Below are 21,502 nucleotides of genomic sequence, written 5' to 3'. Positions count from 1 at the left end.
AAACACCTTAACTTGAGGAATTAGAAGATGAGGACTGGTTTTGTTCCGTATACGTCGAGTTATTTCCTTGAGCACCTAAAATGACTACACCGTTTGATGTCCAGACATTATAATATTCAGATTCACTTAACAACTCTACGTCATTGTCTGCAGCGTAGTTACTACGCCAGGGTAGATAACCGCTTGCCGGGTTGGCTCCGGTTTCAGGGCCTAGGACAAAACCGCCCTTGTCTACGAACAGTATATTACCCGGGTCTGTCGGGTCTAGCCTATCTGCCCAAATCCTAGCCTGAACCATACACCCGTGGATACACGCCGGGATCCTCTCTTCGGGAGGTAATGTCGGGTCGTATATTCTGTCAAAACAGTGCGTACATTTCTTGGTCACACCTTCAACATAGTCGAAGAATCTATTACCATAAGGACAAGCATAGATGCAATATTTAGTCCCTATACATTCAGTGTAATCCACTAGCACAATACCGTCTTCTTCTCTCTTAAAGGTAGCCCCTACTGGGCATACCGGGACACATGGTGCGTCCATGCAGTGGAAACAGTTGATCGGGATGTTGTATACCTTTGTCTGCGGGTAGTTACCTACTTCTACGTACATTACCCTGAGCCAAAACATGACATCTAGGTCTCCATAGGGGTTGAGGTCTGGGAGAGGCCCAAACATACCTGAGGTGTTCCATTCCTTACAAGACATCTGACACCCTGCACAGCCGAAGCACTTATTTAGATCTGTTATTATCGCATAATTCTTTTTATTATGATATGGTAGGCTGTGTTCAACTCCTCCTTCTCTTATATTTAGAGTGATTTGGGGATTTTGGTTTGAGGACATGCGGACTTTTCACCTCTTGAGGAAAATTCACGAAAAAAGAACCTAACTTGTGGGTTCACCTGCGAAACCGTACCTTATCTTGTAGTTACCTAATTGGTAGTTGTTTTGCGCCAGTGAATACGGGGCCACAAAGCTCCATATGGAAGTATTCTGCATATTGTTTGCGTCAAATCTCAAATGTGGTACATCGACGGGCTGGGCGAAGGGAGCTCCATTAGACGTCCCACTAACGTTAATTTGCCCACCAAGCTGGTTCATTATCACAGTGAGGATATCTTGGTTTGAAAAGTCTTGTCCCATGTACGTGAATTTGTTAGCTGTTACTTGCACTTTAGTGGCTCCGCTGGCTACTCCTACAATTTTAATCCTACTGTCGTGCCAAGCGGTTTGTCCAGTTATCGGGTCTAGGTACATTACCGGATACGCCCCGTCTGTTTGAGGGGATAGCTTTCCACCTCTCGACTCAGGCATATATAAGATATTAGCCCAGTTGTTTAAGACGCTGTACTTAACTTGCGGTGACTCACTAGTCATACCCCTGAAGCCCGGTAACGCTTGGGAAGACACTATTACCCACGCCGCTCCAGGCCTAGTGGCGTTATCTAAGAATGCAATTCCGGTTAGTGTGGTCCTCAGCCCGCCTGACCAAGGTTCATTAATTGCCTCGAACTGGACGAAGTCACCCGATTTAATCCCCATGCTCTGTACGTAAGGGTCAGCCGAACTTAACATAATTGGCGTATAGGGCATAATAGCCATCAGCCACGGGACATTGAACGACCAAGTATGATATGTCCTATCGTGTCTCCTGACAAAGAATGTTAACGGGTATTCGTTGAGGTCGATACCGTCAGGCGTGATATCAGAGTTCCATGCTGGCGGAGGATAATAACCGCCGAAGGGTCTATGGTAGTCTAGTATCGTCTTGGATAGTGCTTGGCCGTAAGAATCATTGGGTAAAACACTCCTTATTAAGAAGCTCGTATTGCCGGTTAAAGTATAGTAGTAATAGTAAGCTGCATTATACCCAGTCCATTTACCTGCAGCAGCCAGTCTAAACTTCTGTAGATACTCTAGGTATATCCTATGCACGAAAGGTAACCCTATTCCTCCGTATCCACCCGGCATGAACTTACCCCAGCCAAGGAAGTAGAACATGTTGACATTTCTCATGTACCTGATAGAGGGTGGTAAGACGTAAACTGCACCGCCTTTTCCTACCTTAACATATCCCGGGTTTATCTCGTCTATCGTCATCTTTCCCTGAGCGTATGTGTTTATTATGTCTTCTAACATCTGCTGTAGCCCGGGCTGGAACTGGACTGGGACCCTGAAGTAATGTTCGATACCAGAAGACCTCTGGCTAGCTGAGATCTTATAAGTTGTCGCGGTAGAGAAAGTTTGTCCTTGAGGTACACTATTCAGTATCTGGTTAATGATGTCCTGCTGGTTAGCCCCGTTAGGTACAAATGAGGCATATAACTTCAGTTGTTGGGGATTGGGTGTTGGCGAACCCTTATCATTAGCCAATATGTACTGGAAATTGTCACCGTACCCTGCTAATAATGTACCGGACTTTAATATGTACATCCCAGTGGATATCATTCCCGGCTGCCCTTGTTGTAATATTGGGGTGCCGGTTACTGGGTCGTGAATAGTTACCGGGCTCACCAGTGGTAGCCCGGTTACTGGGTCTTGAGTCGTGTAGTGAGGACATTTTGTAGGGTCGATGGTGTCACCTTGTTTCGGGTATATCCTGAGGATCCAAGCTAGTGTCAGCATGAAATCCCCGTTAGATAGTACGGGGTACATCGCGGGCAATACGGGCCAGTTGAGGGAGTCTGACGGACCTTGAGGGAGGCTCGTGGGTCTGTCATATATCGAATGGAAACCGTATATTTCGAGGAAGGACAAGTCTGGGATGACAAGGTCTACCACGTTATCGGTCTCCTGCATAAACAAGTCCACACTAATGTTAAATGGGACTACGTAGTTACCGTTCTGGTCTTTCTCCGTGACTTTCTGTAATATGTCTGTTAATGAATAGGCGTTATTCCAGTATGGTGCGGTAATATACCATAGCATTGCCTGGACTTTATACGGGACTACCATATTTGGATACTTATTCATTAAATACGCTGTATAGGCAACTGCTGAAATAGAGCGCTGAGTAGTTAACGGCAACTCCCAGCTATATCCCCTATCTACCAGAAGGGGTCTGCCGTTCTTGTATATCACGAGGTCATCCGGCCCATCTGGGAACCCGTAGGGACCGGCTCCTACTATCTTTACGCTCTTGATATCTACAGTGCCGTCATTGTATATATATTCGGTCTTTAAGAAGCCTGACCTAGTCTTGGGGTTACTTAATGTCATTCCGCTAGTTGCATTTGCTATATCAGGGTCAATTGTCGGAGTATTAGCTAAGGGGTGAGGTGGGACAGCAACTCCAGGGAAGTAATGTGGATATGGGTACTTATAGAGGTCAGCACCTGGGTTGTCCCATGCACCGACCATTAGCACTAGATAATACATCGCGGCTGCACTCATGAAACCGTTTGCATGGCCTGCCAAGCCCCTCATAAAGTATATCGACACAGGTCTCCCGACGACGTGGTCATGGAACCTACCCAGATAGTCGATCCACTTTACCGGCTCGTATATGGACTTCTGAAATGCCGTAGTTGCAATCTCATTAGCAATCCTCACTACCGTGGTATGGGGTATACCGGTTACCTCTGCTACACTTAGGGCACCGTATTGCGGTGTTTGTCCGCTCGGAGTGTAAGGGTCGTAGTTCAGGAGTTCAGCCCTCAAGAGCTCGAAGGCGGTAGTCACGGTCACGGTTATCGTATCACTTGAACCTAATGCTTTAGGAACTGTGACTTGTATAGCAGGGACTTTAACTGTTTGTCCGTTCTTTAGTTTATAGGGGACTTGCACTATTTGAGATTGCATATTTTGAGGTAATTCGTCTAATGTCAGGATCGGCATTACGTTGTTCTGCCAAGGAGTATCAACATATGAGTAAACGTTACCGTCTGAACCCATTATGGCTTCCAGCCACGGATGAGCTGATACATATTGTTTATTTTGGACGGGCATCCTGAGGTGCAACCCTACGTTATTATCCGCACTGGGGTCGCTGGGGTCTAAACAGTCACCGTTTTGTGGATTCGGATTTACTATTACTAACCAAGATAAGTTAGTGTAGTATCTGAGGAACTCCTCATCTATATGAGGGAATACGGCAGTAGAGGGGATATCGCCTAATTGGGGTAGTTGTACAACTTGTCCGCTGGGAGTTATTGTCTGCATTATCAGTTGACCGGAAGACGTATCATATGCGGGGGAAACGGGCTGTAAGGTCTGCGGGTTTAAGACTTGAGAACCTTGCCCGTTGCTTGATAAATATGCTTTATACACATAGTAATGAAAGTCAACTAATACTCTTATCCAACCCATTGCCAATGCTCCATCAGTTGCCGGGTTAACGAATAAGTGCTCATCTGAGACTGAATAGAACCCAAACCTTTCAGGGGCTATAGTTACCACTTTTCCTCCATTTTCTCTAATTCTAGCTATTATCCTTCTCATCCAGTTAGGGAAATGGTCTCCGGCTAGCCCAGCGAGTATGAAATACTGTGCTCTTTCTTCATCCGGTCCAGCGTACTCCCATACGGGTGCCCCGGTGACATATACTCCTGCTGTATAGACATTCATTGAACAGAACCCACCGTGGGCACCTGCGTTAGCTGTCCCGAAATTACCTGCGAAGAAACCTGCATCTATGCCCGGGACTAACTGGTCTCTTCCTTGGAAATAGGCTAATGCGTGGGGGTTGGTCTCCCTTATCGTTTTTAAGCCAGGGAAGTTACCTACACCTAGTTGCTGTGGGTTGAGGCCTATCTTACTCCAGCTCGGGGCACTCGCACCGTTGACTATTATATCGATCGCCGTGTCGTAATCTATAGCCATCCATTTACCCGAACCTCTGTCACCGGCTCTGATTAACGGGAACCTTAGCCTAGCTGGAGCAAAATAGTAATAAACATCAGATGCTCCCCTTGGGCATACACCGCCGTCGTTTATATGCCAGCCTATTGTCCCCGTTATGAACCTCGGAAAACCGGTAGGGGTTCTCACTATCTCTAGAGAGCACCTGCCCAGACACTGGAAACAGTTACCGTAAACTACTTCGTCAGAAGGGTAATTCAGCGTATAGTGATAACCTTCTTCTTGCGAGTTAAATAATTTACTAGCTATCGACCCTGAATTAAGGAGTATGGCAGTAGCCGCTGCCGTGACTCCGCTTACTTTTAAAAAGTCCCTCCTCGTCAGCTTTAAATTACTCATTTCTCTCAAAACATGGTTAATTTACCTCATTATATATAGTTTCACTTCACTTTATTAATATAACTGAGTGTTCATATATTAAAATAAAATATCTTCTAGCTGGCTCTTCATTTTCTGGTCTACATTAACAGCTTTCTCTGCGAACACTCTAGCTGTTGAAATGTCTCCTAGTGCTTTCATTATCCTAGCTTTAAGGACAAGGTATTGGGGGTTTTCAGGATCCAGAGCCAGAGCTTTATCTATGAACATTAATGCGTCTTGGTTTAGGGATAAAACGTAGTAACATAATGAAACCTGATAAGAGTAGTCTGAGTTATTCGGGTTTAGCCTATACGCTGTCTTATATTCGGATAAAGCCAGTTTGTAGAAACCAGTCTCATAATAAATTTTCCCCTTTAATGCATGCAATGTCGGGTCATCTTTCTTGAGGTCTATTGCTTTATTAACCTCCGATAGAGCGTCCATCTTTAGGCCAACATTATAATAACATAAGGCTTTCATTAGTCTAGCTTCTACATCTTTAGGGTTTAGTGCTAAGACATCATTAAGATAAATAATTGCGTCTTCATATTCATCTAAAGCGAAGAGTATTCTAGCCTTTAGGTACTTATAATCATAGCTTAGAGGCATTATTTCAAGCGCTTTATTTATATTCTCTAAAGCCTCTTTCAGTTTACCTAAACTGAACTGGTAGTCTGCAAGAGTATAGTATAGAACATGATTATATGGAGACTTACTTATCCCTTCCTTTATTTCCTCTTCAGCTTCCTTATCTTTACCCAGTGCTCTATATGCCTCAAATCTAAGGTAGTTTGCCTCACTCCTACCTATAGCTTTCAACTCATGCAAAGCTTCCTCATATTTTTTGGCCTTAATTAATATGAATGCCCTAGTTAGTCTTGACTCTTCGTCTCCCCCAGTTATTTGCTTTAATGCTTCCTCATACTTACCTTGTGATATTAATTCTTCTAATTCCACATTACGGGTTTTGATACCGAGAGTATAATAACCTTACGAGTGCTTAAAAATATGTATAATCATTCATATTAATTTTCCGGAGTGAAGGTTTATTTAAAAAATTAGTTAATTAACACACGATTAGAGATGGGGTTATTTACAGCTCCGACACCGCAGCCATATGGCGTACAATCGCCAATAATCCAGATAAATCAGTACCCTGTATGGGGAGAAGAAGTGGCACTGGCCCTTTACTTTACTGAAGTCGCCGGGATGCTAATGGCGATCCTCGGAGTTTTGGAATACACTGGCAAATATCCTTCAATGGCTAAGAAGGGAGGGCCTGTAGCTTTTGTATCTACTATCTTAGCATTTGCCTTCTTTGCATACGACTTAGGAAGACCTCTAGCTGGAGTTTCAGCCCCCCTAGAGGCTTTAGCTAATTTTTACAACTCGTGGATGGCTAGGGGCATAATCTTCGTCAGCGGACTGCTGTTATTTTCGCTCCTATACACTATTTCAGTTCTATTTTCCGTTAAAAAAGTATGGCTGAGAGTTACTTTCGCAACACTTGGTATGTTGTTCGGGCTGTTCTCTACAGTATATAGTGGCTTCGAGCTGGCAGCTACTACAGGTATACCGTTCTGGAATAACGCTGGTCTGCCCGTACTATTTTTGGCAGGAGGAGTATTTGTAGGTGCAGGTATAGGGTATGTACTTGCTTTCTTTACTAAAGGTGATGAGGGGGTAATGGCTAGGAGGTTAATGGCCAAGCTGTTAGCTTTCTCGGGGATAGCAGAACTGGTCTCTTGGTTTCTATTCCTAGCCACGGTAAATTACATTAACGTCTTTGATGAGGTAGCATATGATTACCTGCTCTCCCAAGCTACTTTCTACGCAGACCTAATACTTTCTGGTCTTGCAGTGTTAATATCTGGTGTTGGGTACCTATTCTCTGGGCCTTATCTGGCTGTATTATTTAACCCTTCATTAAAGGGGCAGAAAGCTTTAGGAGGGGAGACTAAACCAGCAGACCTCCCTAGTGCATTAAAGTATGCTATCTTAGTAGCAGCAATATTTGCGATAGTTGCCGCATTCTTAACTAGGGCTGATATTCTGTTTGCTGGCCAATATGCTTACCAGACTGCTCCTCAAACTCCATTCCAGATCGTGAGTAACCAGCCTATACCTATAGGTAGTTTCGGTTGGAGAGGTTAAGTAAAGGTAAGTTTTTTAGTTATTTTCTTGTAAAAATAGTTTTAATTAAATTAATATATCCATAATCTTTTTAAATCTACATTATTATTATTAAAATAAGGGGCAAAAAATTTATGCCTGGCGAACTATCACTGGTATTATTCGTGTTAGAGCACGTAAGGTTTATATTAGACCATTTCAAGTTTCACTTTTTTGCAGTCCTCTCAGCTAAACTTTCAGTCAAAGAGGTCAAGGTGCTGTATAAAATGGTTATCTTAGGGCCCATATCTTCCTATCGCTTATCTCAAGAATGTGATCTACCTTCAGCTACGGCGTGGAGGATATTGAAGAAGTTGGCAAAAGAAGGCTATGTTAAGATGGGTTATAGGAGCTTTTACATTACACCTAAGGGCCTTATCGCTGTATTTCGTAGTGAAGGAGATGAGAGGATCAAAAGGCTAGTATCTATAAAACTTAAGGAGGAGTGGAAGTATGAGGGGTCTGATAGTGAAATTTATACTTTTCTGAACGAGATAGTAAAGCTATCTGATGAAGGCAGATTCAATGTCGATAACCTATGCTTTAATCATCCTACTTCACTAGCAGCTTTCCTATATCCTTTTGCTGATGATCTCTCAGATACGTCAAAAAAGATAATTGCCTTCTATATGCTTAAGATTTTCCCTCCCATACCAATTACGCCATCATGTAGAGGGGTTATTGGTTTTAGAGAAAATGGAGAGCCTTATGCTATAGCTATGGATTGTACAAAAGAAGGGCTAAGGCTTAATTTCTCTTGTGAATGCATAAAGAGAATGGTTTGTACTAACAGTAATCTAACTAAAAAACAATAAAAACTGTGAAGAACTTGCTATGTTCTGATCTCCTTACTCCTTAATTTTTCCTCCTTTTTGAATGCTTAGAATATTCCCAACTTAATGTTCATGAAACTAGATTTATTCTTCTTTAACTTTTATTTAAGTAAGATCGGATCACCGCCATAATTTTATATTACTTGCTAATTTATACTCAGTCAAGCACTAAAGGGCAAGTGCTTCGTCGTATTCATAGCGAATGCGTATACTTTAGGCTAGAGCTCCTGTTGTCCTTTACAAACTAACCGAGTATATTTCACAAGGTTGTCACTAAGCTATTAAGTCTCTTCACAGTACTAAGGCGTGTTAAGTCCTTTTTCTTACACCGTCGCTCTGGGAAAGGGATCCCTTTCATATACAGTTTATAGGTTGGTAAGACACTATGGTCTATTTCAATGAGAAATAATAGTTACTATTACTCATGATCAATGTATGAGAACAGAAGATATTGAGAGGATGAGAGAGCTAGCAATTGAATATGATAAGTTACTAAACCGCCTCCTTAATGAATTACAGTCTTTAGTGAGAGAATGTTTGGCGCTTGAACTAGATGATACTCTTTCACCCGTTTTCGCAGTCGAAAACGTTAAGACAGAAAACGCGTCTTTAGCGTTACCTTACAAGTGCGGTGATAGAGCAGGCTACATAGTCGTTACCAAAGACGGTAAAGTATTTTTTGAGGATTTGGAAGGAAATGTAGAAGAAAGGGGTGTTTTAAGTGATCAAGAAAGTGGTTGATAATAAAGGGAGGCTCTACGAAGGGCCGGTTTGGTACAGAGATACCTTATACTTTGTGGATATCTTAAGGGGAGAAATCCACAGTTTACGTCACGGTAAACATGAAATAATGAAAAAGATTGGCTCATACGTTAGCTCGCTACAACCGTACAAAAAAGGGGGACTGATAGTAACATCAGGTAGGGGGTTTTATCACGTAATAGGAGACGATATAAGGCTAATATATGAAGTTAGGGACTGGGATAGCCGGAACAGGTTTAACGACGGGAAATGTGACGCGATGGGGAGGTATTGGGTAGGGACTATGAACCTAGAGGAAAAATACCCTACCGGTGCGCTTTTCGTGCTGGACAAACACTTACAACTTAGGAAAGTACTAGAGGGTGTCACAATATCCAACGGCTTAGGTTGGAACATAGATAATACTAAAATGTATTATATTGATTCGCCTACCAAGAAGGTATTTGAATTCGCATTTAACTTGACCTCCGGCGAGATAAGAGATAGAAAGGTCTTAGTAGACCTGACTAGATACGATGGTGTACCGGATGGGATGACAGTCGACTCAGAGGGGTATTTATGGGTAGCGCTATACGGAGGAGGTAGAGTCCTAAGGATAAGCCCTAAGGGAGAGATAGTAGGAGAAATTAGAGTCCCGGCGTCTCATACGACGTCTGTAACTTTCGGCGGTCCAGATTTAAAGACCTTGTTCATCACGACTGCTAACGATGAGCCTGACGGAGGGTATGTATATGCTGTGGAAAGTGATGTAAAAGGGACGGAGACGTTTGAATGTGATGTGTAATTGCTCAACCTTCTTCAAGATACTTGAACAAAATAGCGTCAATAACGAGCAACGACCCCGCTATCATGAAATCAACTCCGTAACCAATATAGTGCGTAAAATACCCAGATAGCAAAGAGCCTAAGAAAAGTGAGACCCCAACCACAGTACTATAAACACCCAATCCTTTTCCTTGGCTTCTCTCACCTACTATCTTAAACACTAGGGTCGTAGACGAGGAATAGAACAGGGAATATGCAATACCTGCTGCTAGAGGGTAGAAGATCAAGCCTGAAATGAAAATAGGTAAACCGAAAAATACTTGTGCAAAAACGCCCAATACGGAGTATGATAAGCCCCTGAGTAAAAGGGATAGATAAGCTATCTTTTTTTCCTCGGCTTTTTCAAGTAGTAGCCCAGACACCTTAAAACCTATGATTTGAAAGACCATACCTACCGTGATGACTGTTAGTACTCCGGATTTATCCAAGCCTTTAACATAGAGACCTGCAGGGTATACAGTGTTAAATATACCGCTACTTATGTAAAAAGTTACAATACCTAGGTAGAGTAAAGGTATATAATTCGTGGGCTTTGTCTTAATTCTTCTCCACGAAAATATCTTAAAAGAATGCGGGTTGGGTATATGTAGAAACATCATGGGCAGGTGCCTCATCCTGGTGAGAAATGATTCTTTATGGTGTAGGATAGCCACTCTTTCGAACGTGAGTATAGGTCTCGGTATGAGCTTTATTCCTGCGATCAGAGTAGCTAAGGCTATTATACCTAGTATTTCTTCTATTTCATAGATCTTTAGAAAAACTACTAGAATTGTAGACAAGATAAGGCTGGTTAGCATACCCATCGAGGATAAGAAAGAGAACCTTGAAAAGAGCTGTCCCCAGTGTTTCTTTTCTGCAGACTCCATCACTAGTAAGTTAAAAGGAGTCGTAGACGCTGTGCTCATAAAAGTGATTAGAGAGTAATTAATGGCTAGTAGTGGGATCGAGTTAGCTAAAGGCATAAGTAACAATGACGCCGAAGTACCGCCCATACTGATGAGTATCTGTTTCTTTCTGTCCATCCTGTCAGCCATAAAACCCCAAAACAAGGACGAGGGGATTAGCACTGCATTGCTTAATGACAAGGCAAAGGACACGTCTAAAGCGTTTCCTCCTAAAGTTAATATTTGGAGGGTTATGAGAGTTGACAAGGAACCGGTAGAAGCGTTAAAAGGTAATACTAGCCACATCCACCTTGTGTCTTTGTACTTTATCATTCTTGCTTAAATGGACTTACTAATTTTAAAAAGTTTGTTGAAATGTTAAATGGAGTTGTACTCTACTTACTTTAGAGACCTAAAGGTTATTTCTAAGACTAGTTTACGTTAGATATATCTAGAAAAGACCGAATACACCTCGCTGGCTTTAGGTCTTGATCTAGGGTCGCAAGACAGCATATTGTTTATGACGTGAAAGACCTCTTTCTCTATCATAGGTATAGAAATACCCCACTTACACAAGTAATATTTAGCCTCTTTTGCCTTAGCTAACGCTCTCCCCACTTCGCTTTTAACGTAGTAGTCCACTCCCTCATTGAGAAGAGTCATATCAGGTCTGTCATTCTTTCCGGTAAGGAGCAAATACGTAACAACACCTAAAGCAAATATGTCCATTGAAGGGTCGGCACCCTTTCCGCTCACAGCATTTTCTAATTGGTCTGGGGGTGCATATTCGACGGTCAACTGTTTTATACTTCCGCCTATTCTACTAGCACTTCCTAGATCTCCTATCCTGATCATACCTCTAATTCTATTGTAAACCTCTTCCCCGGTCTTCCCTAAGGGCTTAGAAATGAAAATGTTCTGGGGTTTTATGTCCAAATGGACATAACCTTGCTTGTGTATGTGGTCCAAAGCGAGTGAACTTTCAGCGATAATGGAGTACACGATCTTTCTCCAGAAGGAAGAATATCTAACGTTGGGGTTATTAAAGAGGTCCATAACAGTCCCCCCTTCCATTAATTCCATTATTAATCGGGGCGGATCCCTCAAGTAGAGCTCTCTATTGCCCTTCAAGATCTCTTTAATCAAATTCTGATCTATATTTACAGCATAGATCTTTACAGTATACTTACTGTTGGAGAGGGCTATGAGGTTAGAGGCTTCTACTTGTAGATCGTAATAATAACCTTTAACTATAGTCGTACCCCTATTACTGGAACCTAATTTTAAGACCTTTATTGCGTAAGACGTATTCTCATATACTCCCTTAAGTATATAGCTCGTCCCACCTTCTCCTATTACTGAAATTATGTTATACACTCCTATATTCTTTCCTACCCATAATTTAGGATCCCATTGGTCTATGCTAGGGAGGGAGGGTGTAAATGGTTGGGGGCGGTTATTAAAGGGAACGGGCTGAGGTGTAGTGTACCCGACTATTCCTAGTTTGATATCAATATATTCACCAGTGGAAAAATATATTCTAATAGGGATCATATTTGTCTGAGGAAAAGGTAACCTGAAGGTAATTGAAATGCTGTTTACTCCAACGTTTAATACTCTTGGATTAACTTCAGTAGATATGACGTTATTGAGGAGGAGTTGTACACCACTTATGCTCATAGACCTATTAATGTAAAATGTTAGGGATAACGTAAACCCCCATCTGTGTTGCTCTATGGTACTGTTGATTAGCTTTAGAACTAAAGGGTTTCTATATAAAGTAATAAATGGGGCCAAGAAGTCTGGAATGGGAATTAATTGACCATTACAGTGCGGGCAAGTGGTGTAATTATCTGGTAATGTTACTTTACACTTCCTACAATATTTTGCCATAATTGTTCTGTTTTTATCTTATCAATAAATAAGTTATGATAGGAAATTATATCAATTTAACATCATTATTCTTAATATATATTCTGACATCATCTACTCCTTTTCTATTTACATTATCTATAATTACGGGGATAACATTGGTTAAGCTGTTAAATTTATCTATATAGATATACACTTTAGACGAGTAAATATTATTTACTAATTCTATTATTTTATCATAAATTTTATCTACTTTTTTGATACCATCTAGTGAAAATATTGTTATAATCTTATCTTTACGATATATTACTAATTTACTCTTCGAGTAAAAGAAAGCTGACGAAGGTAAGAACACATCTTTGCTTCTTTTGAATAACCTACCTAACAAGTTAGAATCGTCCTCCTCTATATACATAGAGTTCAGGCTCTCACTGTACTTCAAAACATATTTTGAAGTCTTAACTTTATCAGCAAATACTAGGAGTTTGTAAAGGTCTTTTAAGGTCATCGGGATCCTTAATTCCTCTCCAAGCGCAATTTCTGTTAGGATTCTCTCGAAGTCCGCAAGTTTAACTTTAGGCGCATAAATTATGATATCGACTGGAACAGAGGCAAATTTATCTCTATATGATGATATATATTGATTACCGTCACCATTTAAAAAGATTATCACATATACACTATTTGCACTAAGGATTATTAATTTTTCTATTTAATATTATCTCTTTACATCAATTCAATCAACCTTATTGTTATTTCAGAACATAAATTTAAAAATTGAAAAATAATTTTAATTTTCTCTTACTTTCCCCCATTATGCCAATGAGGGACCTTAGGACTGTCAACCCTATCCCACGTATCATAGGGTTTAATGTCTAATACTGGAGTCCCATCGATTGCGTTAATCCCCTTGACTATCAACACGTTTCCTTCTCTCCTTATGAGGGATACTACAGATATACCTATGGGGTTAGGTCTGAATTGGGAACGCGTAGCAAAGACACCTATTTCTTTACCATCCCTAACCCTCTTTACCCTACCGTCAAAAGTAGCCTGATGTAAGTGGTAAATTATTATTAGGTGGGAAAATTCCTCTATTCCTATTAGCCCGTCTTCAAATTCTTCGTTAATTATAACTTTTACTAAATTGTCCCTACTGGCTGAATTATCTTCTCTTCTAACATAGCCTATATACTTAAAACAGCAATCCACGTTTTCATACATTGGCGTAATAATAAAAATATTCCTAAACTGAGTGGGTTAAATTGTCTATTCTACCCCCATCGGCTACGATGACTTGTCCGGTAATATATCTTGCCTTTTCTGATGCTAAGAAGGAAACTATGTAAGCTATATCCTCAGGTTTACCTGTAGTATGGAGGACTGTCTTATTTCTAAAATTTTCTCTCAATTTCTCTATTTCTTCTTGACTCTTACCACCAATTGTCATATCAGTCTCTATCCACCCCGGAGCTACAGCATTTACCCTTATACCATATTTACCTAACTCAAAGGCTAGCCTTCTGGTAAGTATAATGACCCCAGCTTTAGTTATTGCATAAAACGTTGTACCTTCAGCCGCAGTCCCTATTCCAGCATTAGATGCAATATTAATAATTGAGGAACCGCCCGCGTTCTTGAGCAGGGGCAGGAATTCATAAGTAACGTATATCAATCCATTAAGGTTAACCTTTAACATTTTTTCATACTTGTCCTCATCGAACCTCTCGAACGGCATTAGGTACCATAGCCCAGCGTTGTTAACTAAAACATGGATTTTATCAGTTATTTTCTCGACCTCTTTTTTAGCTCCTTTTACACTATCTCTATTTGAGACATCGCATTTTATTGTTATAATTCCTTTTTCTTCTAATTCTTTAGCCTTTTCCTGAGAAGAGTTATAAAGTATTATTGTCTTATAGCCTTCTTCATTCAAAGTCTCAGCTATAGCCCTGCCTATCCCCCTAGACCCCCCAGTTACGATCGCGTACTTCATTGAAGATCGTGGTAAATAAATGGGCTAAAAAGTTAATAAGCGAGAATATATAATACCATCAAAGGGGGGAAATATCATCTATATAATCTTTGTCTAAGAAAAGTTAGTAAATAGTAATCACATTCTAAATAAACGCGTTAATTAATAAATAAAAAATTACATGACTTTTATTTTGGACTTTATCGCATTTAGGGTGTCCTGAGGAATTGAAGTCATATTATGACTTAATTTAGCGTGTATTGCTAACTCATTTAATAGTTCTTCCTCAGTATCAGCATTTACTATCTCGAATCCACACTTCATCCCTACATCAGCACAGCTAAAACTGTACTTTCCACTTTTCTTTATATTTTTCTTTATTTTATCTAATACGTCTGCTGGGATTGAGGTTAACCCGTGAGACATTTTAGCATGTATCTTTAATTCTTCCAATAACTCGTCTTCACTCGATGCACCCTTGATCTGGTACCCGCAGTTCATTCCTATATCCGCACAGCTGAAGTTATATTTCATTGAAATAAGTGCCGTGATAATCGTATTAAGCTAATGTTAGAAATTTTTATCTTTATATCGACATTTATGTTAAATTATTTTTAACACATGAAGATATACCTCTGTTATTATGTAAATTTTATGCTATTCGGTAAAAAGAAGTACAGCTTTAGCTGTGAAGATATAGGCATGAAATGTGGATATCAAGTCAAAGGAGCCTCAAGTGAAGACGAATTATTACAGATCATTAAGATTCATGCGGAAAAAGCTCACGGATTAAAACAGATAAACCAAGATTTAATAGAAAATATAAAGAAAAATATAAAGAAAAAATAGAAGTTAGTTTAGACTTTTTTAATTTCTTTTAACTCTTTTTGTTAAAGAAGTTGGTTCGAATAATTTTTATGGGTATAATCGAGATTTATCTGCTGTTATTAACTTAATCATATATAGAGTAACTCTACGTTATTTGCTATTAACAAATTATAAAAAGATATTAGTAAGTTCACTAATAAGCAACTGCTTACTCATGGTATAGTTAAGGTTGGGTTTTAACTTAGTCCCAGTTAATCCAAAAGGTACTACTCGTTCTGATGACCATGAGAGGTTGATGAAGGAGAGGGTTTTGATAGCACTAGTTTATAAAGACAATAGTAATTAACTAGTATACGTATTCATCGCGAATATGATGGAAGACTTGCCCTTTAGTGTCTAACTGAGTATAATAGGTTTTATGAAGCAATCTTGTAGAAACTTATGGCTTAACAAGAGACCTAAGTTAACTTTCTACTTTCAAAAGATAGAGAGTAAAAACGATGCTAACTTTTTACCTGGTTTCTGGTGGAAATAATAGCTTAGTCCTATTCAATAAGACAGTCTTTAAGTTACCGAGAAGTGATTTTATTTGATAGACTTGGTCGGGAAAATTAGAAAGTGTTACTATTTGGTCTGCAATACTCACCATCTGTAAGTCGTTCTTATAAATCTCATCGAGTTGTTCTGTGAAAATTTTATACCTTGCATATATGTCCGCACCACCACCTTGCGCAGAGTTAAGTAATCCTATGATAGTCCTTATTTGTGAGATAGTATCTTCTATATTTTTAAGAAGAGGTGAGAAAGGATCTGTCCTGACTATTTGAGATTCAGAGTTTGAGAGGTTTGTCAGTGCTGTTTCTAGCTTTAAAATTGTAGCTTGTCTAACTAGAAAATCGTCCTGACGTATTAAGTCTTTAGCTTTATACCCTCTGTACCCGGGAACTAACAATTGTAATTTTTCTAACGGAGTTAACTCCTTAGGCATCTATATTACTAGCCACTTTTCAAGAAATTAAACTTAACGCTACGTAGATTGGGAAAAATGTTTCTCATTTGTCTGGTCAGTAGTTTCATCAACTCTTTCTGGTTTACACCTAGTGAAATAGCCAGCAGCTATAACTACTACTAGCAAACCTGATACACCTGTTACTACAGAGACTACACCTGAAGTCCTAAAACCTACATAGATCAGTAAAAAACCTACCACCTCGAGGACAATAAAGATGAGTCTATTTCGTAACTGGCTTAAAGATAACATAGTATTAGAATTGTGATCCCATTCTATATAAAATTCTTCCTAGCATTATCTTTCTTTGGTCTAAAGGAATGGGCGTGAGAGGGATCGTACACACTAGACCTTATCTGGTCTTTATACCTCGATGGATCAGCAATTTTACCTACTATTATCATGCTGTCTTTAGTTATCTTCTCAGCCTTCACCTTCGTTGCAATATCACCGACCGTCCCTTTGATAACCTTTTGTTCGGGCCATGTAGCTTTGTAAACAACTACCACCGGCATGTCATCTGGCACCCCTCCTTCCTTCAATTCTCTGACCACTTTATCGATCAATTGGACTCCGGTGTAAATTGCCATAGAAGCGCCCTTAAGTAAATGGGGTGCGTAATCTTTTATTGAACCTTCCATTGGGACGGCACCTGATGCTCTAGTTATTATCAGGGTCTGCGAAATTTTAGGAAGCGTTAACTCAATACCTAACACACTGGCCGTACCTATTGCAGCTGTTATCCCGGGGACTAGTTCATAGGGTACACCTGCATCTTCTAAAGCCCAGATCTCCTCTATTAGCGCACCGTAAATAGAGAAGTCCCCTGATTTTAACCTCGCTATTAACTTGCCTTCTTTAGCCCTCCTAATCATTATGTCCGTTATTTCCTCTAAAGTTAAGCTAGCGGTGTTTACAATTTCGGCGTCTTTCCTAGCCCACTTTAGTACTTCAGTGTTAACCAGAGAACCGGCATAAAGTACTACGTCAGCCTCTTCTAGCCTGTTCTTTGCTTTTACTGTTAATAACTCTGGGTCTCCGGGACCGGCACCGATGAACACTACCTTACCCATCTTCACGTTTTTTCACCCCTATAAGCATGGAAAAATAATCCTTGTCATAGACAGATAAATCCCAAGGTGTGATCTTCTCCCCGCTTAAATAACACCTACGCGCATAAATAAGTTTATATTCATCCTTAAGGGACTCGGAAACTTTGTCTAAGTTTACGTTCCCTTTCATGATAATTATCGTATCAAATTTCCCTTTAGCTTGTTCAACTAAATCAAGCCTATCGGCAGGGACAACGGCTATCCCCTCGTTACCTAGAGCTAACGGGAGGTTACTTTTACAAGCACATGCAGTAATAGAAGATATACCGGGTATTAGCTCTACCTTATCCACACAGTTTAAGAACTTAGACACCCTATAATACGTACTGTATAAGGACGGGTCTCCAAGAGTGACAAAAGTGTTGACTCCTTCTTCGAGGTTATTGCATATGACCTCACCTAGTTGTTTTAGGGAATTTTGGTCGACTTCCTTACCCATCGGGAACCCCAATTGTACTACTTTAGCCGTGTTGCTAAGGTAAGGTGAAATAACATTTAGCGCTAGACTCCTGTTAGTATTAGTGGAATAGGGGACAAATACCGTTTTAGATTCCCTGAGGAGTTTGGTGGCCTTTACTGTCAGGAGCTCAGGGTCTCCGGGACCTAAACCGATAACGAATAACTCCTTGGTCAAACCTTCTCACCGTAAATTACGAACACGGGGTTCCGGGAGATCATAGCATACCCCTTACTTGTCTTCATCCCTTTAGCTACTATGACCTCTATTATTTCGGTCTTATAACCTAGTTTTTCCATCGCGCTTACCGTGTTTACCGCCGTTTCTATAAGGATGGCATCTGCGACCACCCTCCCCCCTTTTTTTAACCTCTTGTCTACACGGTCTAAGATCTCTTTTATCCTCTCCGAGCCTCCACCTATGAATACGGCATCTAAAATGTCATTGACCTTGTCTATCGCCTCGGGGGCTTCCCCCTTAATGACCTCTACGTTTCTTACGTTAAATTTTTCAAGGTTTTTAAGCGTTAAATTATACGCGTTATCTTCTTTCTCGATAGCATAGACTTTCCCCTTGTCGCCCACTACTAATGCCGCTTCCACTGTAACACTACCCGTACCGCTCCCTACGTCCAGAAACCTCGCCCCTACAAATAGCCTTGACTTAGATAGTGCTAAAACCCTTATTTCCTCTTTCGTCATCGGGATTTTTTCTTCCCTTATAAACTCTTCATCAGGGATGCCGGGGACTCTCACAGGTCACCTACCTCCGAAATAACTTTACCGTTTTCCGACAGTGCTATTATACCCACTTTGACCTTAGATAAGGCCCTTATCCTCTTTAGGGCCCTTTCAGCTATTACTTTCATAACCTTAACCTTTTCCCCTTCATCTAAGTAAGTTAACGCTTCGGAGACCGTTAGAGATCCAGCTACTCTCTTAATTTTTTCATGGTCAATATCAGCCAGTACTGAAGCAAATGTTATAGTCTCGACTCTAGCATCTCCATACTTATTATGGGTGTTCATCAGACCTGCTGCCACTTTTACCAATTTGCCTGGAAGACTAACTAACACTACGTGTTCAAAACCCAGTTCCTCAGCAAGTTTTATTGTATCGCCTACTCTATCTCCTATTTTAACTACTATATCGCCGTACCTTTTTGAAGCGAAGTCAAAGCTTACATTCCCCGGCGCGATCACTAACTTCTTACTCCCCGCGTGCCTTATAACACAGATTTCAGCCCTTAAATGATCCATATAATCTTCATCACTGACAGGGTATTCAATCCCGGTTGTCCCCAAAATCGATATACCGTCATTAATCCCTATAGAAGGGTTCATAGTATTACGGGCTATTACTTTTCCGTTCGGGACTGTTATCTCTACTTCGACCCCTTCACTTACTACTTCCTTAACAGCTTCTATAATCATCGATAATGCTGTAGGACTTATGGATTTACTCCCTACTTCTCCCCTAAGGCCCGGCCTAGTAATGATACCTATACCGTCACCCCCTATGACCTTGAGGGACTCGCTCCTCCTCGAACAGGACGTGATCTCTAGCCCGTCTAGCACATCAGGGTTATCTCCGGCAAACTTCCTCACCGTAGCACAGTATTTTTCCTCTTTCTTAGCGTACTTCTCTACTGGGATCTCAAGCCTTAGACCTATAGGAGTAGGGATTGTAACACTCTTAGGGGTCTCCCCTCTGACGAGGAAAATCACGGATGCTTTGGAAGCCGCAGCCGCAGCTCCCCCAGTAGTTATCCCAAACCGTTTAAGAGTTGTTATTAAGCTCAAAGTTATACCTCCTATCGTAACCCCTTGGGGTAATAATTTTCCCGTTGCAGATGTAGCTCCTTGAATTACCTACAATAATAGTAGTTATCATGTTTATAATCCCCTCATATTTCTTCCAGTCCGATAATGTAGTGACCACAACTTCTTCATCTTCTCTATATGCACTTTTCACTATACCTATAGGTGTTTCTGGCTTCCTCCACTCTGCAATTATACTCATAGCCTTCTCCAGCAGAGGTTTATTTATAGGGTTGTAGAGGGCTATCACAAAGTCCCCTTCAACCGCCTTCCTGACTCTATGGAGGATCTCTTCAGCTGGGACTAATAGGTCGCTTAAGCTTATTGAGGCAAAGTCCATAGCCAGAGGAGAACCCAACCTGGCTGATGCCGCTAACGCAGCAGTTACTCCCGGTACGATTTCCACGTCTAAGTCCACGTTATTTTTGCACATCATCTCCAAGGCCGGGCTTGCCATACCGTAAACTTGTGGGTCGCCACTGGAGATCAAAGAAACTGTCTTACCTTCTAACGCTTTCTGGATAGCCACCCTGGCCCTGAGTAGTTCCTCTTTCATCCTAGCCGTGATCACTTCTTTACCGTCAACCAGGTCACCGACTAATTTAGCATAAGTAGTGTAGGCGACTATTACGTCGCTCTGTTTTATGGCTTCGACCATCCTGAATGTCCTTACTGGGGGTGCACCGGGGCCGGTACCCACTATAAATAGTTTACCCTTCATTTCATAGACACCCTGATTAACTCATTAATAATTGCAACGGCTATACTACTACCGCCGTAAGTCCCCCTAACTACTATAGAAGGGAGGCCACTCTTTATAAGCTCTTCCTTCGACTCAACCGCATTTGTAAAACCTGGTGGCGTCGCGACGACGAGAGGGACCTCCAGTGAGTTTTCCCTCTGTACCCTCAATACTTCGACCAGTGCTGTCGGTGCGTTGCCTATCACTACGATTTTAGGCGAGGTCAACCCCATCCTGATGTTTGCGGCTGTCCTAGTTATTTTAAGTTTTTTAGCGAGCTCAGCCGAAGAATCGAGGTAGTTTTCCACTTTTTTCCACCTTATCCCTGCCATGACCATCTTTACGTCCGTAAGGATGGGCATTTCAGCTCTCAGTGCTTCGACCCCGCTTGTAATCGCGCCCGGTGATATGACTACGTGCTTAGCCAATTCCAAGTTCCCGCTCGCAAATACAGCCCTACTGACGACTTCTAATTCTTCCCCTTCGACCTTCAGCTCTTCTTTAACTTTTTCCCTTATCATGTTCATAGTCCTTTCCTCTATTTCTTCAGGGTCTTCAATATAATCGGGTTCTTCTCCCGTCTGAAAAGCGCCTTTAACTCTATAAAATAGGGCTAATTTAACGAGCTCCGAGTCCGCTAACGGGCGGGTAAAATACACATTTATGTCCCTATCCTTGTACTTTGTCTTGGTCCACTGGTAAAACTCTGAGGCGCCTACTTCACCCATTATGTCCCTAGCTACGTGGTTTCCCCTGCCCAGAAAAGCTAATGCAAAGACAAAATGGTCAAATCCTTTATCGGAGAGGTCGAGCAGGATATTCCTCCAGTTGGGTTCCGTATACTCGTTATGGGATAGAAATACTGGGACTTCCAGTTTTTCCTCAAGGTATGTAGCTAATTTCTGCATATCTTCTACAAATGTATGTCTCCTTGACCCGTGGGTTATCATGATAATCGCGGATCTCAACTTAGGTATGGATAGATTAT

General features: G+C 41.0%; 22 protein-coding genes. 5 read left to right on the top strand and 17 right to left on the bottom strand.

All coding sequences use genetic code 11. From position 1 onward, the window contains the following. Nucleotides 1-7 precede the first annotated feature (7 nt). The 3 genes from KN1_RS10900 to KN1_RS10890 form a co-directional block, all read right to left on the bottom strand. Nucleotides 8-847, bottom strand: coding sequence for a 4Fe-4S dicluster domain-containing protein (locus KN1_RS10900; RefSeq protein WP_221287593.1), 840 nt, complete (start codon nucleotides 845-847; stop codon nucleotides 8-10). 42 nt (nucleotides 848-889) lie between these two features. Beyond that, complete coding sequence (locus KN1_RS10895) at nucleotides 890-5,203, bottom strand: twin-arginine translocation signal domain-containing protein (RefSeq protein ID WP_221287590.1); 4,314 nt, start codon at nucleotides 5,201-5,203, stop codon at nucleotides 890-892. 78 nt (nucleotides 5,204-5,281) lie between these two features. Then, a complete protein-coding gene (locus tag KN1_RS10890) occupies nucleotides 5,282-6,181 on the bottom strand; it encodes a tetratricopeptide repeat protein (RefSeq protein WP_221287588.1) in 900 nt (299 codons plus the stop codon). A 126-nt stretch (nucleotides 6,182-6,307) separates the two neighbouring features. On the opposite strand from KN1_RS10890, the gene nrfD reads away from it, so the two are divergent. The 4 genes from nrfD (at nucleotide 6,308) to KN1_RS10870 (ending at nucleotide 9,775) form a co-directional block, all read left to right on the top strand. After that, nucleotides 6,308-7,378 (top strand): NrfD/PsrC family molybdoenzyme membrane anchor subunit, encoded by a 1,071-nt coding sequence (nrfD, locus tag KN1_RS10885; protein WP_221287586.1) that lies wholly within the window; start codon nucleotides 6,308-6,310, stop codon nucleotides 7,376-7,378. A gap of 113 nt (nucleotides 7,379-7,491) precedes the next feature. Continuing rightward, complete coding sequence (locus tag KN1_RS10880) at nucleotides 7,492-8,211, top strand: IclR family transcriptional regulator (protein ID WP_221287585.1); 720 nt, start codon at nucleotides 7,492-7,494, stop codon at nucleotides 8,209-8,211. A gap of 453 nt (nucleotides 8,212-8,664) precedes the next feature. Beyond that, entirely contained in the window at nucleotides 8,665-8,970 is a 306-nt protein-coding gene (locus tag KN1_RS10875) for a hypothetical protein (protein ID WP_221287582.1), read from the top strand. Next, the gene (locus KN1_RS10870) at nucleotides 8,954-9,775 is read left to right on the top strand and encodes an SMP-30/gluconolactonase/LRE family protein (protein WP_221290710.1); all 822 of its coding nucleotides are present in this window, start codon (nucleotides 8,954-8,956) and stop codon (nucleotides 9,773-9,775) included. Before KN1_RS10875 ends, KN1_RS10870 begins: the two co-directional genes overlap by 17 nt. A gap of 4 nt (nucleotides 9,776-9,779) precedes the next feature. On the opposite strand, the gene KN1_RS10865 is transcribed toward KN1_RS10870, so the two are convergent. From KN1_RS10865 to KN1_RS10840, 6 genes are all read right to left on the bottom strand, one after another. Further along, the gene (locus KN1_RS10865) at nucleotides 9,780-11,033 is read right to left on the bottom strand and encodes an MFS transporter (RefSeq protein ID WP_221287581.1); all 1,254 of its coding nucleotides are present in this window, start codon (nucleotides 11,031-11,033) and stop codon (nucleotides 9,780-9,782) included. 108 nt (nucleotides 11,034-11,141) lie between these two features. After that, nucleotides 11,142-12,593: a DUF973 family protein gene (locus KN1_RS10860; RefSeq protein ID WP_221287580.1), complete on the bottom strand. Its 1,452-nt coding sequence runs from the start codon at nucleotides 12,591-12,593 to the stop codon at nucleotides 11,142-11,144. 46 nt (nucleotides 12,594-12,639) lie between these two features. Then, nucleotides 12,640-13,245, bottom strand: a complete 606-nt coding sequence (locus tag KN1_RS10855) for a hypothetical protein (RefSeq protein ID WP_221287579.1) — start codon at nucleotides 13,243-13,245, stop codon at nucleotides 12,640-12,642. Nucleotides 13,246-13,373: 128 nt separating this feature from the next. Then, on the bottom strand, nucleotides 13,374-13,784 hold the full coding sequence (tsaA, locus tag KN1_RS10850; protein WP_221287578.1) for a tRNA (N6-threonylcarbamoyladenosine(37)-N6)-methyltransferase TrmO: 411 nt from the start codon (nucleotides 13,782-13,784) through the stop codon (nucleotides 13,374-13,376). Between the two features lie 34 nt (nucleotides 13,785-13,818). Further along, nucleotides 13,819-14,568, bottom strand: a complete 750-nt coding sequence (locus KN1_RS10845) for an SDR family oxidoreductase (RefSeq protein WP_221287577.1) — start codon at nucleotides 14,566-14,568, stop codon at nucleotides 13,819-13,821. Between the two features lie 156 nt (nucleotides 14,569-14,724). Further along, the gene (locus KN1_RS10840; RefSeq protein ID WP_221287576.1) at nucleotides 14,725-15,081 is read right to left on the bottom strand and encodes a DUF1059 domain-containing protein; all 357 of its coding nucleotides are present in this window, start codon (nucleotides 15,079-15,081) and stop codon (nucleotides 14,725-14,727) included. 87 nt (nucleotides 15,082-15,168) lie between these two features. On the opposite strand from KN1_RS10840, the gene KN1_RS10835 reads away from it, so the two are divergent. Beyond that, nucleotides 15,169-15,396, top strand: a complete 228-nt coding sequence (locus tag KN1_RS10835) for a DUF1059 domain-containing protein (RefSeq protein WP_225905664.1) — start codon at nucleotides 15,169-15,171, stop codon at nucleotides 15,394-15,396. A 490-nt stretch (nucleotides 15,397-15,886) separates the two neighbouring features. Here KN1_RS10835 and KN1_RS10830 read toward each other — a convergent pair whose 3' ends face one another. From KN1_RS10830 to KN1_RS10795, 8 genes are read right to left on the bottom strand one after another with little or no spacing between them, the layout of a single operon-like run. After that, nucleotides 15,887-16,363 (bottom strand): hypothetical protein, encoded by a 477-nt coding sequence (locus KN1_RS10830; RefSeq protein WP_221287575.1) that lies wholly within the window; start codon nucleotides 16,361-16,363, stop codon nucleotides 15,887-15,889. A gap of 39 nt (nucleotides 16,364-16,402) precedes the next feature. After that, the gene (locus tag KN1_RS10825; protein ID WP_221287574.1) at nucleotides 16,403-16,636 is read right to left on the bottom strand and encodes a hypothetical protein; all 234 of its coding nucleotides are present in this window, start codon (nucleotides 16,634-16,636) and stop codon (nucleotides 16,403-16,405) included. A gap of 23 nt (nucleotides 16,637-16,659) precedes the next feature. Continuing rightward, entirely contained in the window at nucleotides 16,660-17,457 is a 798-nt protein-coding gene (gene cobM / locus KN1_RS10820) for a precorrin-4 C(11)-methyltransferase (RefSeq protein WP_221290707.1), read from the bottom strand. After that, on the bottom strand, nucleotides 17,450-18,130 hold the full coding sequence (locus KN1_RS10815; protein ID WP_221287573.1) for a cobalt-factor II C(20)-methyltransferase: 681 nt from the start codon (nucleotides 18,128-18,130) through the stop codon (nucleotides 17,450-17,452). The genes cobM and KN1_RS10815 overlap by 8 nt, the downstream gene beginning before the upstream one ends. After that, nucleotides 18,127-18,708 (bottom strand): precorrin-6Y C5,15-methyltransferase (decarboxylating) subunit CbiT, encoded by a 582-nt coding sequence (gene cbiT / locus KN1_RS10810; RefSeq protein ID WP_221287572.1) that lies wholly within the window; start codon nucleotides 18,706-18,708, stop codon nucleotides 18,127-18,129. The genes KN1_RS10815 and cbiT overlap by 4 nt, the downstream gene beginning before the upstream one ends. Further along, nucleotides 18,705-19,754 carry a cobalt-precorrin-5B (C(1))-methyltransferase CbiD gene (gene cbiD, locus KN1_RS10805; protein ID WP_225905663.1) on the bottom strand — a complete coding sequence of 350 codons (1,050 nt, stop codon included), beginning with the start codon at nucleotides 19,752-19,754 and terminating at the stop codon, nucleotides 18,705-18,707. Before cbiD ends, cbiT begins: the two co-directional genes overlap by 4 nt. Further along, on the bottom strand, nucleotides 19,732-20,493 hold the full coding sequence (locus KN1_RS10800) for a precorrin-3B C(17)-methyltransferase (protein ID WP_221287571.1): 762 nt from the start codon (nucleotides 20,491-20,493) through the stop codon (nucleotides 19,732-19,734). Before KN1_RS10800 ends, cbiD begins: the two co-directional genes overlap by 23 nt. Then, entirely contained in the window at nucleotides 20,490-21,482 is a 993-nt protein-coding gene (locus tag KN1_RS10795; protein ID WP_225905662.1) for a precorrin-8X methylmutase, read from the bottom strand. The genes KN1_RS10800 and KN1_RS10795 overlap by 4 nt, the downstream gene beginning before the upstream one ends. Nucleotides 21,483-21,502 lie beyond the last annotated feature (20 nt).

Source organism: Stygiolobus caldivivus (assembly GCF_019704315.1).
Lineage (GTDB): Archaea > Thermoproteota > Thermoprotei_A > Sulfolobales > Sulfolobaceae > Stygiolobus > Stygiolobus caldivivus.
This window is presented reverse-complemented; position numbering and strand designations above follow the sequence as displayed.